The following is a 15,864-nucleotide window of genomic DNA, read 5'->3' as shown; positions in this document are numbered from 1 at the left end:
GACTACGCCCGCGCCGTCATCGAAACCGCCGGCCGAACCGCTGCGCAACCTGACGGCTCCGCGCTTCGGCCTCTTGCACCCGCCATCAACGATGGTTCAGATCAAGACAGGACTCTCGCTTCCGCGGGATGAAAAACGGGGGTCACGTCAGTCCGCCTCGACAGCTCAACGTCGCGTAATCCAGAAGCTGCGCGCCAGCCCGGCCAGACGGGAGAGGTGGCGGACCGTGATCCGGCTGGCGATGGTGCCCCCGAACCCGGTCAGCAGCAGCAGGTTCGGTGAATTCTCACCATGGACATGGATCCCGTCGAGATCGAACGTGCGCCCGTTCGCCGCCGCCGCGCGGAGGGCGTGCCAGATCAGCAGGCTGACGGCACCGGCGCTGGACGACGAGGTGCGCGTCGACAGCAGGTAGTATTCACTCCGGGCGTCCCAGACGGTGAACACCGCCGCCATCGGCTCGCCTGACCGGTCATGGGCGGCCAGGCAGCGGCCGCGCTGCCGCAGGACGGCCGCCCGCAACGCGCGACGCAGCATGCCTGGGTCATAGGCGTTTGCCGTCTGTCGCGCGGCCAGGTTGCGGCCGTAGAGGTCGATGAAGGCATCGGCGCCAATGTCGCGCACCTCGTGGAGGTCGGTGGCACGACGCACCACATTGCGGGTCTTGTCGCGCATCGCGCCCCACAGGAGCCGTTCTTCGGCCGGGGCGATCCTGATGGTGAAGTCGGCGCCGTTGTCGAAGCGGCGAGATTGAACCCCAGGCTCTCGGAAATCCCGTCATGCAGCCTGAAGAAGCAGTGCGTGTGCGATGGCAGTTGGCGGGCCAGCTCGCCGGTGATCTCGATGTTGCGGCGGATGGCATTGCCCGCGCCGCCGCCGGCGGCCTCCACGACCGGGCCAAGGACATGGCTCAGTCCAGGTTGTCCGATCGAGACGAGCCCGTGCCGGCGACGGGTCTGGTAGGGCATGGCCCCCAGGATGCGCCCGCCGCGCTCGACCACGGCGAGGCCTGCCGGTGCCTCGGTCACGGCTTTGCGCCACCAGCTTTCGTGAAACACCGTCCCCGTCGCCAGCAGCGCCTCGATCGGGCAGCCGGTCGGCGCGTGGACCGCGCCGGGGCCCGCCATGTTGCGCCGTTGCGACACGTGCTGCGACTGCGCACCCTGCGGGCGGTCGCCGATCAGCATCGGAAGAGGCCTCCGGCCCCTGGGTCAGCCGATCGCAAACCCGGCCTCCGCAGGCGCACCGCAGGCGGCGTAGCCCTCGGGATGGGCCTCGCGCCAGGCCAGCGCGGTGCGGACGATCGACTCGAGATCCGCATAGGCCGGCGTCCAGCCGGTCTCGCGTCGCAGAGTCGTTGCATCGGCGACCAGCATGGCCGGGTCACCGTCGCGTCGCGGCGCGGGCTCCCAGGGCACCTTGCGGCCACTGACCCGCTCGACGGCGGCGATCACTTCGAGATTCGAGTAGCCCAGCCCGTTGCCGACATTGTAGGCGAGGCTGCGTCCGTCGATCTGGGCGAGGGCGCGCAGATGCGCATCGGCAAGATCGGTGACATGGATGTAGTCACGGATGCAGGAGCCGTCCCGCGTCGGATAATCGTCGCCGAACAGGCGCAGCGGCGGTCGGCGGCCGAGCATCGCGTCGATGGTCAGCGGCACCAGATGGGTCTCGGGGCGATGGTCCTCGCCGGCGCGGCCCTGCGGGTCGGCGCCGGCGGCGTTGAAATAGCGCAGACAGGCGCTGCGCAGGCCGCCGATCGCATCTGCCCAGTGCAGGACACGCTCGATCAGCATCTTGCTCTCGCCGTAAGGCGATCCGGGCAGCAATGGCGCGGTTTCCGGGATCGGCTCGAGCCGATCGGGGCCACCGAACAGGGCGGCCGTCGAGGAGAACACCAGCTTGCGTACACCGTGTCCGACGCAGGACTGGATCAGGTTCAGCGCGGTCAGGTAATTCTGGCGCAGATAGTGGAACGGGTCGCGCATCGAATCGCCGACCAGCGAGAGGGCTGCGAAATGCAGCACGCCGTCCCAGGCCCGGCTCCCCACCACGGCGTCGGTTGCATCGCGGTCGAGCAGGTCGACGACATGGAGTTTCGTCCCGCCTGGTACCGCGGCCCGATGTCCGGTGCTCAGATTGTCGAGCACCTCCACCTCATGGCCGCCATCGAGCAGTGCGAGCACGGTGTGGCTGCCGACGAAACCGGCACCGCCGGTCACGAGGTAACGCATCAGAGAGCTCCGTGTCGGTGGAAGATGGGCTGTGAGTCGGTCGCCGGGATCGGCGCGCCGTTTCTGCGGGCCTCGTCGAGCGCCCGCGCGACCGCCTCGGCGATGCCGCGTGCGAAGGCGTCCGGCGAGAAACGCAGCGCATTGGCGCGGCAGCGTTCGGGCGTCATCAGGGCCTCGTCGCGCTCGAAGCGCCACACGGCATTGCGGATCGCCTCGGGCGTCTGCTCGTCGAACAGGACGCCGGTCGGCGGCCCCGCATCCGGATCGATGATGTCGGCCGCGCCCCCGCGGCCATAGACGATCAGCGGCGTGCCGCAGGCCTGTGCCTCGACCATGGCGATGCCGAAATCCTCCTCGGCGGCGAAAACGAAGGCGCGGGCCTGCTGAAGCGTGCGCAGCAGCGCGTCCTGCGGCAGGCGGCCGAGCAGCTCGATATTCGGCGCCCCGCTGGCCAGGGCGGCGATCTTCTCACGCTCGGTGCCGTCGCCGATCACCAGCAGGCGACGATCGGGCAGACCGCGAAACGCCTCCACCACCAGATCGACGCGCTTGTAGGGCACCATGCGCGAGACCACCACGTAATCCCGCCGCGTGTCGTGGCCGGGCTGGAAGCGCTGGACATCGACGGGCGGCGCGACCACCTCGGCGTCGCGCCGGTAGGCCTTGCGGATCCGGCGCGCGATGTAGCGGGAATTGGCGATGAATAGGTCCACGCCATTCGCCGAGCGGACGTCGAACCCGCGCAGGCGGTGCAGCAGCCAACGCGCGTAGAGGCTCCTGAGCCCGCGCTCCATGCCGCTCTGGTGGAGATATTCGGCCTGCATGTCCCACGCATAACGCATCGGCGAGTGCACGTAGCAGACATGAACCTGGTCGGGGCCGGTGATGACACCCTTGGCGACGGCGTGATGGCTGCTCAGGATCAGGTCATAGCCGGCCAGGTCGAACTGCTCGACGGCGATCGGCATCAACTGCAGGTAGTTGCGGAAGCGCTTGCGCGCGCCCGGAAGGCGCTGGATGAAACTGGTGGTGACCTTGCGGCCACGCAGCATCTCCCGGTCCGGCCCGGTGAGGAAATCGACCACGGCGAACACATCCGCTTCCGGATACGATCGCAGCAGCTGTTCGAGGACCCGCTCCGATCCGGCATAGGTGTCCAGCCACTCGTGCACGATCGCGACGCGCAGGCGCCGGCCGGGAACGAACCTGTCCGATACAACCTTCATGGTGTGACACTCGCGTGATGACCCATGTCTGGCACAGAATCACGCGACCGTGATAGTCTTGCGATTGCCCGCGCAACCGGAGGGCCAATGATTGCGAGTGGACGGGGAAATGTTCGCGGTTTCCGTGCAGACCGGCAGCCGGGGGATGGGCGCGTTGCACCCGGACGGCGCGTGTCTGCCGCCGGCCCCTGCGTGATGGCGGACAAGCTCGATGACCGCGATCCGCTACGGCCGGCGCGCGGGCTGGTGGTCGGCCTGCTGATCGGCGCGGCGTCCTGGATCGCGATCATGCTCGTGGTGCTTCTGCTGTTGTGGCGCTGACGGTGCGCGCGGCTCAGAAATGGCGCTCGTAGACCTGGATCGCGTCTCCGGGCTTGACGAAATCGCCGGGTGACAGCCGGCCGGTGACGGTATGGTCACCCTCCTGGCGCACGACGTAGGCGTAGCCCTCGAAGGCGCGGTACGTGTAGCCGCCGGAGGCCGCGATCGCGGTCAGCAGCGTCATGCCGGGACGGTAGGGATATTCGCCGGGCCGCGCGACCTCGCCCAGGATCGAGACGGGGCGGTAGGCGACGATCTCGACCACCACGCTCGGATGACGCAGCAGCTTCTGCTTCTCCAGCGCCTGCGTCATCTCGGCGGCGAATTCGGCCGTGGTCAGGCCGGCGGCCTGAAGGTTGCCCAGGGTCGGCACCGCCACCTTGCCGCCGGCGTCGACGCGGAAATCGGTGCTGAGCTGGTCCTGATCATAGGTGATGACGCGGATCTGGTCGTCCACGCCCAGCACGTAGCTGTGTGGATCATAGGACGGGACCTCGTGCAGGTCGGTGCCGGGCGTGCAGGCGCCAAGGCTCACGCACAGCGTGGCGGCCAGCCCGAGGCTGGCAAGCGCGGGGCGGGCCGCGATCGGGTGGCGGCGTCGCTGGCCGTGGCGGGGCATCACTCGGATCATCGTCAAACTCCACATCGCTGGATCGGGGCGGAAAAGCAGGGGGTCAGAGCAGGCAGCGCAGCCGGATCAGCACCGTGTGGGTGGTGAAACGGGTCGTGTCGATGGCGTTCTGGTTGGCGGCCGTATAGGCGGCATCGAGGCGCAGATGGCGGTTGATGAGCCATGTCATGTCGATGCCGCCGCCGTACGATTTCTGGTCGGTGCGCGGCTGGGTCAGCACGGTGCCGGCCAGCACCGCCGGGGTGGCCGGGTAGCTGCCCTTCTGGACGTCGACATGGGCGCCGAGGGTGATGTTGCGGGCATATTCATGCTGGACCCGCAAGGTGGCGGTGGTGGCGGTGAAACCGACCACGCTCTCGAAGGCGCCGTCCTCGATGCCGTTGGTGATGTTGGCCGAGACGGTCGTCAGCCGGGTCGGCAGCCATGCCAGCTCGACCTGGGCGATCGGCGCACGGATTGTCGCATAGGCGGACTGGGTGAAGTCGCGTTCCTGGTAGCCGACCAGCGCGCGGCCCTCGAATGCGCCGCGGCCGTGCAGGTCGATGCCGGCCAGCACCGCGAAGCCGTTGGAGTCCCGCCCCGGGATGCCGGGTAGATCGTGGTCGTAGCGGATCTGGGTGCCGCGGGCGACGACGACCAGCGCGTTCGTGTCGGTGAGGTCATAGCGCGCGGCAAGGCTTTCCTGGCCCACAAGCCGGTCGCGATAGCTCTGGTCATTGAGCAGGGCGCCACCGCCGCGCGTCACCGGGTTCACCGGCAGGTCGGTATCGGAGAAGCTATAGTGTCGGAGGTCGACGCCCGGGATCAGCGTCCAGCGCGTATGGGTGGTCAGCGTGTAGCTCAGCGCACCCTGGTCGACCTGGTAGGGGATGCGTTCGCGGCTGGCGGCGGCGCCGAGATCGGTCGGCATCTGCACCAGACTCAGATGGCTGTAGGACAGGCCGAGCCGGTCATGGCCGAAATCCACGATGCCGCCGGCCTGTGCGGTCCAGGTCGTGCGGTCCTGGGCGGAGCGCGAGGGAAAGCGGGTGTCGTCGACGGTGAACGCGGCGTTGAGTTGATGGCGGCTCCAGCGCGAATGCAGGTCGAGGCTGCCGCTGGTGTCGATCATCGCGCTGCGCGCGCCGCCGGGCAGCCCGTCGACATTACTGTCGAATCCCACTGCCTCACCCGCCTCGCCGTCGAGCTGGAACCCGCCGAGGCTGAGGCCGGGCGGCTGGTAGGCGGCGAGTGCCTGCTGCCGGGTGAGATCCTTGTCCCAGCCGCCGACGCCGGAGCCCAGGGCGGGAAAATACTGGTTGATGACCTGCGCGCGAGCGGGGTGCGGTGCCAGCAGCCCGACCGCGGCCCCGCAGACGAACAAGGGCGTCGACAGGCGCAGGAAATGCGGACGCGCTGACCGTCTCTTCACTGCTGTCTCCCGCATCAGGCTCCCGCTCCAGGCGCTGTCGGACGGATAAAATCAGCCCATGATTGAAATTTCGTTATCGGAAGCGGAAGCATTTCGCATCCGATTCCCGTCCTGCGTGTATCCATAGCGCCTGAATTCGTTAGTTGCATCTCATAAATGAAATTGACACGTATGGTCAATACACGATATATGTCTCAAATAATCGACAATCTTGCTAGATGACAACATATTCTGGGGCGACAGCGGGAGCGGCGGGAGCCGAGGCTGCGTCCAGGCGAGAAATGCAACCGGCCAGATGTTCCGCGACGACCGCGAACCGAGGGATTGGGTGATGCGTATTACAGGGGCTGATTTCCTGCATTCCGGGAAGGCTGGCGCCGGATCGTGGTCGCGGCCGGCGCAGCCGTCCCGCACCCACCTCGGTGGCATGGCGCTGAGCGGGACGGTGCTGGCCGGGGCCGGGCTGGCGGTGGCCGATCTCGGTGCCCTCGTGGCCGGGCTGGCGATCGCCCGAGGGGTGACCGAGGTGCTGCACCATGTGCTCGGCACGGATCGCGGCGATGACCAGCAGATGGCGATGGCCATCCTTTATCAGATGATGATTCTCGCGGGGGTGATGGTCTATCTCGGCAGTTGCGGCCATTATCGCGACCGGCCGCCCTTCTGGTCGGCGTTGCAGCAGGTGGTGCGAGCCGCGACCTGCGCGCTGCTGGTCGCAGCACTGGTCGGGTTCTCGACGCGCACCACCAACATGCACCTGTTCCTGTTGCTGCCGTGGCTGCTGTTTCCGCTCACCTCGACCGTGCTGCGCGCCGGCGTCAAGCATGTCGCCCACCGCCTTGGCATCTGGCAGATCCCCGTGCTGATGATCGCCGAGCCGACGGTGGCCGACCATCTGCTCGAGGTGTTCAGTGGCGAGGGCACGGCCGGGTTTCGTGTCGTGGGCCGGATCAGCCCCGATGTCTGGCTCGAGCAGTCGCAGGGGCGCGCGGGACGCGACGTGCTGCGCAGCTATGGGGTGCAGCGCGTGGTGATCGGCGTCGCGTTCGGTGCTCCGGCGAGCCGGGACCTGTTGCGGTGCGTCACCCGCACGGGCGTGCCGTTCACGGTCATTCCGCAGGATTCGGATCTGCCGGTGCTCGGCTGCAGCCAGATGGCGTTCTTCAGCCACGACACGCTGGTCCTGAACTATCGCAACAATCTCGAGCGCCCGCTGCTGCGCGGCATCAAGATCGCGCTCGATCTCGGTCTCGCCTCGGCGATGATGCTGGTGCTGCTGCCGGTGTTCGCCGTCCTCGCGCTGCTGGTGCGGCTCGATGGAGGGCCGGCGATGTTCGGTCATGAGCGGATCGGTCTGAACGGGCGCACGTTCCGCTGCCTCAAGTTCCGCTCGATGGTGCCGAACGCGGCCGAGGTGCTGCGTGAGCTGCTCGAACGCGACCCGCAGGCCGCAGAGGAATGGAAGCGCACGCAGAAGCTCGGCCGCGATCCGCGCGTGACCCGGGTCGGGCAGTTCCTGCGCAAGACCAGTCTCGACGAACTGCCGCAGCTCATCAACGTGTTGCGTCTGGAGATGAGCCTGGTCGGCCCGCGGCCGATCGTGCCGGCGGAGGAAATCCATTACGGCGACGAAATTGCCTATTATCGGAGCGCCCGACCGGGTATCACCGGGCTTTGGCAGGTCAGCGGTCGCTCCGACACCTCCTACCCGCGCCGTGTGCAGCTCGATAGCTGGTATGTGCGCAACTGGAGTGTGTGGCACGATGTCGCCATTCTGATGAAGACCCTGCCGGCGGTGCTGCTGCAGCGAGGTGCCCGATGAGCCGACATCTCCCACCGCCCCCGCCGGGCAGCTATCCGGCGCTGGTGCGCACCTCGTCGCTGCCCGCACACATGTCCTGGCCACAGGCCGCGGCACAGGTCGAGCCCCCGGGCGCGGAGCACGTCTCGCCGTTTAGGCTGCTGGCGGTGCTGCGCGAATACAAGTGGATGATTCTCGGCATCACGCTCGCGGTAAGCGCGCCGGCGGTGTTCGCCATCTCGCGCATCCCCGCCACCTACGAGGCCACCAGCCTGGTGATGATCGACACCCGCAAGGCGTCGTTCCGTGACCTGCAGGCGACGGTCGCGCAGGCCGATGTCGATGCGGTGGGAATCAACACCCAGGTCGAGATCCTGCGCAGCCACGGGCTCGCCGACAGCGTCGTGCAGCAGCTTCATCTGACCGACAACCCGGAGTTCCGCCGTGCTGTCGACGCACGCCCCCTGGTCGGACGGCTCGTGGCGGAGGTGAAGGGGCTGTTCAGCCCGGTCGCGCCGCCGAAGCCGCTCACCCCCTACGAGCGCCAGCAGGCCACCACCGGGGTGCTGATGAACCGGGTCTCGATCCTCAATGACGGGCGCTCCTACATCATCACCGTGACCGCCCATACCGGTGATCCGCAACTCAGCGCCGCGATCGCCAACGCCTATGTGAGCACCTATCTCGACTTCAAGCGCGACCTCAAGATCCAGGCCATCCGCCGGGCCAACGGCCTGCTGGACACCCAGATCGCGCCGGTGCGCGAACGCCTGCGCAAGGCGGAGGACGCCGTCGAGCAGTATCGCGAGCAGAACGGGCTGGTCGCCGCACAGATCGGGCCGGACGGGCAGGGGGGTACGGTCGCTGACCAGCAGCTCACCCAGCTCAACAGCCAGCTCGTGACCGCGCAGGCCGATCTCGCGATGGCCACCGCGCGCTACGGCGCCGGCCATGCCGGTGGCACCGCGAGCGCGCCCGAGGTGGTCGCCTCGCCGATGGTCCAGCAACTGCGCAGCGAGGAGGCGCAGCTCGGCAGCCGCGTCGCCAGCCTCAGCGAGAGCTTCGCCGACAACAACCCGACCCTGCAGGCGGCCCGCGCCGCCCTGGCGCAGGTGCGTCGCCAGCTCGGCGCCGCGACATCGGACGTGGTCACCAGCTCGCGCAAGGAGATGGTGTCGGCGCAGGCGCGGGTGGACTCGCTCCAGCACCAGATCACCGAGCTGCAAAAGCAGGTGGCAAGCGAGAGCCATGCCAGCGTGCAGCTCAAGCAGCTCCAGAGCGAGGCGAACGCCGCGCGCAACATCTACCAGGATTTCGTCGGCCGTCTCGAGCAGACCTCGAGCCAGGCGGGCCTGCAGGAATCCGAGGCCGACCAGATCGCCGCCGCCCAGGCGCCGATCGGCCCCTCCGGCCCGAAGCGCACCCAGTACAGCGCGCTCGCGGTGCTCGTCGGCCTGCTGGCCGGCATCGGTGCCGCATTGCTGCGCAGCCGCGTCACCCAGGGTGTGCGTTCGCTGGCCCAGCTCGAGGCGCTGACCGGGCTGTTTGGCCTCGGGCTGGTGCCGAGCAGCCAAGGTGGCCCGATGCGCCACTACCGCAGCGGCTCGACCGGCAGCATCTATGTCGACGCGGTCGAGAATGCCCGCAACCTGATGGCGTTCGGCCAGGATCGCTTCCGGGCCCAGGTCATCCTCGTCACCTCCGCCGAGCCCGGCGAGGGCAAGACCACGTTTGCCGTCTCGCTGGCCGCCAATGGCGGGCGTGACGGCCAGCGTACGCTGGTGGTCGACTGCGACACCCGCCAGCCGTCCGCGCTGCGCGTCGCGGGGGGCGCGGCGGCCGAGGCGAAGCACGGCATCGTGCATGACGTGCTTCCGGGTGTGGATGTGTTCACCTTCGCCTCCGAGGCGCGCGAGCGCGGTGCGATGGTGCGCGTCGACGAGCTGCGCCAGATGCTCGACCAGATGCGGCCGATCTACGAGACGATCGTCATCGACACACCGCCGGTGCTGGCCTACCCCGACGCCGCGGTACTGGCCCAGCAGGCCGATGGTGCGGTGCTGGTGGTGCGCTGGAACGAGACGCGTCAGGCGGTGGTCAATGCGGCGATGCGTCGGCTGCGGGCCTATGACGTGCGTATGCTCGGCGGTGTGCTCACCCAGGTCGACCTCAACCAGCTTGGGGCCGCCGAGGGCGACATGGTCCGCTATCATGCGCACTACAACCGCAAGTCGCTCGCGGCATGAGCGGTTTCCCGACGCCGCTGTTCGTGAACGGCCGCTTTCTGACCCAGTCGCTCAGCGGCGTGCAGCGCTTCGCGACCGAGATCACCCGCGGCATCGGCGAACTTGCCGCCGACGCCCCCCGACGCCCCTGCGTGCTGACGCCGCGCCACGACGGCCCGATCGATGCGCTGGGTCTCGACTTGCGTCAGGTCGGTCGCCGCGAGGGGCAGGCCTGGGAGCAGCTCGAGCTGCCGCAGGCCGCGCAGGACGGCTGGCTGCTCAATCTCGGCAACACCGCGCCGCTGCGCGGGCGGCGGCAGTTCGTGGTGCTGCACGATGCCGGCATCTACGTGCGACCGGAGGCCTACTCGCCGGCGTTCCGGCTCTGGTATCGCGGCCTGCAGATGCTGCTGCTGCGCGGAGCCACGCGCCTGGTCACGGTATCGGCGTTCTCGCGCGACGAGCTGGCGCGCCATCTGCGTATCCCGCCGTCGCAGATCGATGTGATCGGCGAGGGGGCGGACCATATCCTGACCGTCGGCGCCGATGACGCCGTGATCGCCCGCAACGGCCTCACCCCCGGACGCTTCGTGCTGGCCGTGGGCAATCTCTCGCAGCACAAGAACCTGCACGGTCTCGGCGAGCTGGCGCGGGCGCTCGAGGCGCGTGGCATTCCGCTGGTGATCAGCGGCGGTCTCAACGCGGCGGTGTTCCGACGTGGCGGCGACAGGCAGCTGCCGCAGCCGGCCCGCTATATCGGGCGTGTTTCCGATGCCGAGCTGCGCGCGCTGTACAGTGCCGCCGCCTGTTTCGTGTTTCCCTCCTTCTACGAGGGGTTCGGCCTGCCCGCCGGCGAGGCGATGGCCTGTGGCTGTCCGGTGGTGGCGGCCGACATCGCGCCGCTGCACGAGGTGTGCGGCGGTGCTGCGCTGTATGCCGATCCGCACCGACCGGCCGAGATCGCGCGGCAGGTGCTGCGGGTGATCGACGATCCTGCCCTGGCGGAGGGCCTCCGCCGTGCCGGGCTGATCGAGGCCCGTCGCCATCGCTGGCGCGACTCCGCGGCCGCCTTGCTCGCCCTGGTCGCGCGTGAGGCCGCAGCCGAGGGAGCCACGCGCCATGCCGCGTAAATGGACGACCGGTCTCGCCGGGCTGGTTCTGACCGGTCTGGCAGCCATCTGCCCCGCCCCGTCGCGAGCCGCCGGACCGGAGGGCATCGACGTGCTGCTGGGCGACCTGCCCGGCGCCGATCCGCTGGCCGCTGGCCCGGAGGCGACCGGCGCCCGCGCAGCGCTCTGGTGCTCGGCGAGCGACCCGCAGACACGCCAGTTCTATGTCTCCGGCCTGGTGCGGCTGCCGTCGAGATCGAATTTCCGGTTGTGGGACTACGAAGATCGTTTCGCCCGCGCCGTCGGCGGTCTGGATCGTAGCGGCGCCTGCCAGATGGCGAAGAATCTCGCCGCGGCGACGACGCAGCGCGCGCAGGCGATCGACAGCCACGCCGCCGCGCAATGGTCGATCGTCAGGCTCGGCGTATTCTGACGCGGTTCAGCCCGGCAGGGTCCTGACCCGCCGGGCGGGCGTGCCGACGTAGAGCCCGTCGGGCTCGGTGCTGTCGAGCACTGTGGCACCCGCACCGATCACGCAGCCGCGCCGCACGGTCACGCCGGGCATCAGGGTGACGCCGGCGCCGATCCAGCAGCCGCGCTCGATCGTCACCGGTGCGGTAATCGCTTCGATCGTGCAGCGCTGCGTGGACGGGCCGACGCCATGCGTGGCCGTGATGACGCGGACGAACTGGCCGATCCGCACGTCGCGCTCGATGCGCAGTGTCGCGGCGCCGTCGAAGAAGAATCCGACATTGATGAAGACGTGCTCGCCAAGGCTGAACCGCATCGACTGGAAATGACAGCCGGACCAGACGCAGGCGCTGTCGGCGACGCGCGCGCCCAGCCGGCGCAGGATCCGTGTCCGTGCGAAGGCGGGGATCAGTTCGCTGCCGATCGCCGCATAGAGGTTGCGACGCAGATGCGCCTTCAGCCTGCTCTCCTCGCAGGGCTGGCGCGTCGCCTCCTGGCAGGGGCGTGCCAAGGTCTCTGCCCGGAAGATCGTATCCATCGTCGGCTGGTCCTAGAGAGTGCGGCGTCTCGGGGCATCGGCGTGAGGGCGCCGGGTGGACTGCCCGCCAGCCGGCCGCTGAGCCCGGTTCATGTCAGAGCACGAGACGATACGGGAAAACTTGCTATTTTTCTAGACGATATCCATATTCGATACAATTCAACCGACACGCGATTTCGGATACCGTAATTATATGACGCTCCCTGATCAGGCGATCGGCAGCCGGACCGCCTCTGGCGCGGCCATGATGGTCTCTGCGCGGTTGTTCACCCGGCTGATCGATCTCGCCACGATGCTGGTGCTGACCCGCATTCTCACCCCGGCTGATTTCGGTCTGGTGGCGATCGCCGTCAGCCTGGTCGCGCTGACCGAGGCGGTGCTGGAGTTGCCGGTCAACCAGGCGTTGTTGCGGCTGCCGGTGATCGAGCAGGCGCATTACGACACCGCCTTCACCATCGGGCTGATCCGCGGTGTGGTGCTGGGCGGGTTCCTCGCCGCCTGCGCGATCCCGTTCGCGCACTGGTATCACGACCCGCGTCTGATCGCGCTGATCTGCGTGCTCGCCCTCGGGCCGGCGGCGCGCGGGCTCTACAGCCCGCGCATGGCCGAATTCCAGAAAGTGCTGAGTTTCTGGCGGGATTTCGCCATCGAGGTGAGCGGCAAGGTCATCAGCTTCGTCAGCTGCACCGCGATCGCGCTGCTCACCCACAGCTACTGGGCGCTGGCGATCGGCAGCGTGTTCTATTCGGTCGGCATGGCACTGCAATCGTATCGCTTCGCGCCCTATCGTCCGCGGCTGAGCCTCTCGGAGGGCGCGCATTTCTACGAATTCGCCGGCTGGATCACGCTCGCGCAGATCGTCAGCGCCATCAACTGGCAGTTCGAGCGCCTGCTGCTGGGCAAGATCCGGCCGATGGCGCAGGTCGGGCTGTTCTCGACCGCCAGCGACATCGCCTCGATCCCGTTCCTCGCCCTGTTCGGTCCGATGGCGCGACCGCTGCTCGCCGCCTTCGCCCGGGTGCTCGACGATCCTCACCGGCTCGCCGCGAGCTATCAGAAGGCATCGTCGGCGATGGTGGCGATCGGGCTGCCGCTGCTGGTCGGCGAGAGCCTGCTCGCGGAGCCGATGGTGCGGCTGGTGCTGGGCGAGAAATGGTCGGGCGCTGTGCCGCTGGTGCGCTGGCTGGCGCTGAGCCTGACGCCTGCGCTGTTCACCCTGCCGGCGATGTCGCTGCTGATGGCAACCGGCCGCACCCAGGTGGTGCTTCGTCGCAACCTGCTCGAGTTCTGCGTCAAGCTGCCGATCGCGGTGGCGGGGGCCTTCAGCCACGGCTTCATGGGCATCGTGGTGGCGCGCTTCGTCGCCGAACTCGCAGCCGACTTCTACGGCATGGTCGCGGTGCGCTCGATCACCGGCCTGTCGCTGGCCGCCCAGGCGAAGGGCTGGCTGAGGCCGGTCTTCGCCACCACCGGCATGGCGGTGGCGGTGCTGGTGCTCGCCGCGCGGGTCGTGCCGCCGGACGATGCGATGGCCGCCGCACTGGACCTTGCCGCCTGCGGCGGTTTCGGCGCCGCGGTCTATGCGGCACTGCTGCTCGCCTCCTGGGGGGCCGCCGGCATGCCCGAGGGGCTCGAGGCGACGGTCTGGCGACTCGGACGCTCGCTGGCGCTGAGACTGCGGCCGCGCTCGGCGTGACGCGGCCGGTCCCGCAGCCGGCTGTCTCGAGAACGCACCTCTGAAAAGAGATATATTTTTCATATTTGTCTCAACTTATGGACGAGTTTCGGATACACTTCCGAGAGCTTGGAATTTGATTCGTTTTTTGAGCCGATCTTTCAGCGGTGCCGGGCGGCTCCGGCAGGTAATCGCAGCAACCGTCCGCCCCGCCCCCGGGGTGGCGATCATGGGATGTGTGGTGGGTCATGACGGCGGTATCGCGCAGAAATCTTGTCGTGGTCCGGGCGGGCGACAAATCGTTGCACCCGGCCTGGCTGGCCGGCCCGGAGCCACGCAACTGGGACATCGTGATCAATTACTTCGGCGACGACCCGCACCTCTTCCGCGCGCCCGATGTCGTGCGCATCGACGGCAAGGGGCCGAAATGGCCTGCGTTGCAGGCGCTGTTCATGGCGCATCCCGACCTCGTCGAGCGCTACGACCATATCTGGCTGCCCGATGACGACCTCGCCACCGATACCGCGTCGATCAACCGGCTGTTCGAGACCTGTGCGCGGCATCGTCTCGAGGTCGCCCAGCCCGCGCTGACCTGGGACAGCTATTTCGGCCACCTCACCACCCTGCGCAATCCGCTCTTTCGGATGCGGATGACCAACTATGTCGAGGTGATGGCGCCCTGCATGACCGCCGCGGTGCTGCGCGCGACCCTGCCGCTCTTCAACGCCAATCTCAGTGGCTGGGGCCTGGATTTCATCTGGCCGCGCCATGTGTCGCGACCCGACGGGTCGATCGCGATCATCGACGACATCACTGTCACCCATACGCGGCCGGTCGGCGGGCCGAACTACAAGCTGCTGCGTGAGGGCGGCATCTCGCCCTGGGACGAGCTGCGCCGCTTCTGCGCCGCAAACGGCATCGAGTCCGCGCCGCGCATCCTCACCCATCGCGCGGTGATGCGCAGCGGCAGGATGCTCGCCGTGCAGGGGCGTGAGCGACGCTTCGCCCTGATGTCCGTGATCGGCCTGGCCGGCGCCGTCCTGCACTCGCCGGAGCGCCGCCGCATGCTCAGGCGGATGGCCGGGATGCTCTACAAGAGCATGATGAAGATCCCCGACCAGGTCTCGGAGACGCCGCTGCGCGCCGGGCTGCGGCCGAGCGGCTTCCGCGCCCGCGCCACCTGACCCATCGCTCGCCCATGCCGTTGCAGCCCATCGGAGCCGACCCGTCGATGACGAGATCATGCGTTTGTTTCACCAGTGACACCGGCTACATCTATCCGACCTTCGCTGCCGCCCGTCAGGCGCTGGCACATGTCGACCGCGATCGCGTCGATGTGGTGGTGCTGGGCATCGATCTCGACCCGGCCTGCGCGGCGGCGTTTGGGGCCGCCTGCGCGCGTGCCGGCATCCGGCTCGCCACCGCCACCCGCGCGCAGATCGGCGGCGCGCCGGCGATGCTGGCGCGGCTGTTTCTCGCCGAGCTGCTGCCGGCCAATTACCGGCAGATCTTCTACATGGATGGCGACATCACCATCCATGGCTCGCTGATGCCGCTGTTCGACTACAATCTGCCGCCCGGGAGCCTGCTGGCCGCCAACGATCCGATGACCTTCGCGCTCGAGGACCGCGACCGCCATGGCGAGAACATCCGCCGACATTTCGAGACCATCGGCATGACGCACGACCAGGCCTCGAACTATTTCAACAGTGGCACCATCATGGCCGATCGCGTGACCTGGATGGAGATCGGCTCCGCCGCCTGGGCCACCTGGCAGACGCGGCAGCACTGGCAGTTCTCCGACCAGGACGTGCTCAATCTCAACGCCATCGCGCGCCACATCCCGCTGTCGCTGGCCTGGAACTTTCCGATCTACATGCGCAACGCCCGCGTTGAGGACACCATCCGGCCGCGCGTCGTGCATTACATGTCGAAGCCGAAGCCCTGGGATGGAGCCTTCCCGCCCTGGACCTCGGCGATCCATCGCATCTATCTCGACACCGCCAGGCAGTTTCCCGAGATCGCCGCCTGGCACCGGCCGATGCCCGTGCGCCGCCGCCTGCGCTATCACGCGCAGCAGCGCTACAAGCGGATGCTCGAGAGCATCACCTGGGGGCTGAGCAAGAAGCGCTGCCGCATCCTCGACTACGAGCGCCGCCGCGCCGTGCTCAGCCAGGCGGCCTGAACACCGCGCTCCCCTTTCCGGATCTCACGCGTTTTCA

At 68.2% G+C, this 15,864-nt stretch carries 14 protein-coding genes; 8 read left to right on the top strand and 6 right to left on the bottom strand.

Annotation, left to right across the window (positions count from 1 at the left end):
* Nucleotides 1-165: 165 nt before the first annotated feature.
* The 3 genes from FHR90_RS12340 to FHR90_RS12330 form a co-directional block, all read right to left on the bottom strand.
* Complete coding sequence (locus FHR90_RS12340) at nt 166-675, bottom strand: GNAT family N-acetyltransferase (protein ID WP_176626817.1); 510 nt, start codon at nt 673-675, stop codon at nt 166-168.
* A 536-nt stretch (nt 676-1,211) separates the two neighbouring features.
* Nucleotides 1,212-2,234, bottom strand: a complete 1,023-nt coding sequence (galE, locus tag FHR90_RS12335) for a UDP-glucose 4-epimerase GalE (protein ID WP_176623409.1) — start codon at nt 2,232-2,234, stop codon at nt 1,212-1,214.
* Nucleotides 2,234-3,460, bottom strand: a complete 1,227-nt coding sequence (locus FHR90_RS12330) for a glycosyltransferase (protein ID WP_176623411.1) — start codon at nt 3,458-3,460, stop codon at nt 2,234-2,236. The genes galE and FHR90_RS12330 overlap by 1 nt, the downstream gene beginning before the upstream one ends.
* 171 nt (nt 3,461-3,631) lie before the next feature.
* Between FHR90_RS12330 and FHR90_RS12325 the strand changes: the two genes are divergently transcribed.
* On the top strand, nt 3,632-3,781 hold the full coding sequence (locus FHR90_RS12325; protein ID WP_183275332.1) for a hypothetical protein: 150 nt from the start codon (nt 3,632-3,634) through the stop codon (nt 3,779-3,781).
* Nucleotides 3,782-3,794: 13 nt separating this feature from the next.
* Here the strand turns inward: FHR90_RS12325 and FHR90_RS12320 are convergent, their stop codons facing one another.
* Both FHR90_RS12320 and FHR90_RS12315 read right to left on the bottom strand, forming a co-directional pair.
* A complete protein-coding gene (locus tag FHR90_RS12320) occupies nt 3,795-4,412 on the bottom strand; it encodes a polysaccharide biosynthesis/export family protein (RefSeq protein ID WP_246330237.1) in 618 nt (205 codons plus the stop codon).
* 43 nt (nt 4,413-4,455) lie between these two features.
* Nucleotides 4,456-5,823, bottom strand: coding sequence for an outer membrane beta-barrel protein (locus tag FHR90_RS12315; RefSeq protein WP_176623413.1), 1,368 nt, complete (start codon nt 5,821-5,823; stop codon nt 4,456-4,458).
* Nucleotides 5,824-6,154: 331 nt separating this feature from the next.
* Between FHR90_RS12315 and FHR90_RS12310 the strand changes: the two genes are divergently transcribed.
* Genes FHR90_RS12310 through FHR90_RS12295 form a run of 4 tightly spaced genes read left to right on the top strand, consistent with a single transcriptional unit; the run spans nt 6,155 to nt 11,391 of the window.
* Entirely contained in the window at nt 6,155-7,645 is a 1,491-nt protein-coding gene (locus FHR90_RS12310) for an exopolysaccharide biosynthesis polyprenyl glycosylphosphotransferase (RefSeq protein WP_176623415.1), read from the top strand.
* Nucleotides 7,642-9,870 (top strand): GumC family protein, encoded by a 2,229-nt coding sequence (locus FHR90_RS12305; RefSeq protein WP_221188269.1) that lies wholly within the window; start codon nt 7,642-7,644, stop codon nt 9,868-9,870. The genes FHR90_RS12310 and FHR90_RS12305 overlap by 4 nt, the downstream gene beginning before the upstream one ends.
* The gene (locus FHR90_RS12300) at nt 9,867-10,979 is read left to right on the top strand and encodes a glycosyltransferase family 4 protein (protein ID WP_183275327.1); all 1,113 of its coding nucleotides are present in this window, start codon (nt 9,867-9,869) and stop codon (nt 10,977-10,979) included. Before FHR90_RS12305 ends, FHR90_RS12300 begins: the two co-directional genes overlap by 4 nt.
* Nucleotides 10,969-11,391, top strand: a complete 423-nt coding sequence (locus tag FHR90_RS12295; RefSeq protein ID WP_176625866.1) for a hypothetical protein — start codon at nt 10,969-10,971, stop codon at nt 11,389-11,391. Before FHR90_RS12300 ends, FHR90_RS12295 begins: the two co-directional genes overlap by 11 nt.
* 6 nt (nt 11,392-11,397) lie before the next feature.
* Here FHR90_RS12295 and FHR90_RS12290 read toward each other — a convergent pair whose 3' ends face one another.
* A complete protein-coding gene (locus FHR90_RS12290; protein WP_176625868.1) occupies nt 11,398-11,967 on the bottom strand; it encodes an acyltransferase in 570 nt (189 codons plus the stop codon).
* A gap of 193 nt (nt 11,968-12,160) precedes the next feature.
* Between FHR90_RS12290 and FHR90_RS12285 the strand changes: the two genes are divergently transcribed.
* The 3 genes from FHR90_RS12285 (at nt 12,161) to FHR90_RS12275 (ending at nt 15,827) form a co-directional block, all read left to right on the top strand.
* On the top strand, nt 12,161-13,663 hold the full coding sequence (locus FHR90_RS12285) for a lipopolysaccharide biosynthesis protein (RefSeq protein WP_183275326.1): 1,503 nt from the start codon (nt 12,161-12,163) through the stop codon (nt 13,661-13,663).
* A gap of 281 nt (nt 13,664-13,944) precedes the next feature.
* Nucleotides 13,945-14,826, top strand: coding sequence for a DUF707 domain-containing protein (locus FHR90_RS12280; protein WP_183275325.1), 882 nt, complete (start codon nt 13,945-13,947; stop codon nt 14,824-14,826).
* Nucleotides 14,827-14,873: 47 nt separating this feature from the next.
* Nucleotides 14,874-15,827, top strand: coding sequence for a glycosyltransferase family 8 protein (locus tag FHR90_RS12275; protein ID WP_183275324.1), 954 nt, complete (start codon nt 14,874-14,876; stop codon nt 15,825-15,827).
* Nucleotides 15,828-15,864 lie beyond the last annotated feature (37 nt).

The sequence above is a fragment of the Endobacter medicaginis genome (assembly GCF_014192375.1).
GTDB lineage: Bacteria > Pseudomonadota > Alphaproteobacteria > Acetobacterales > Acetobacteraceae > Endobacter > Endobacter medicaginis.
Note: the sequence above shows the minus strand (reverse complement) of the source record. Positions and strands in the feature narration are given on the sequence as shown.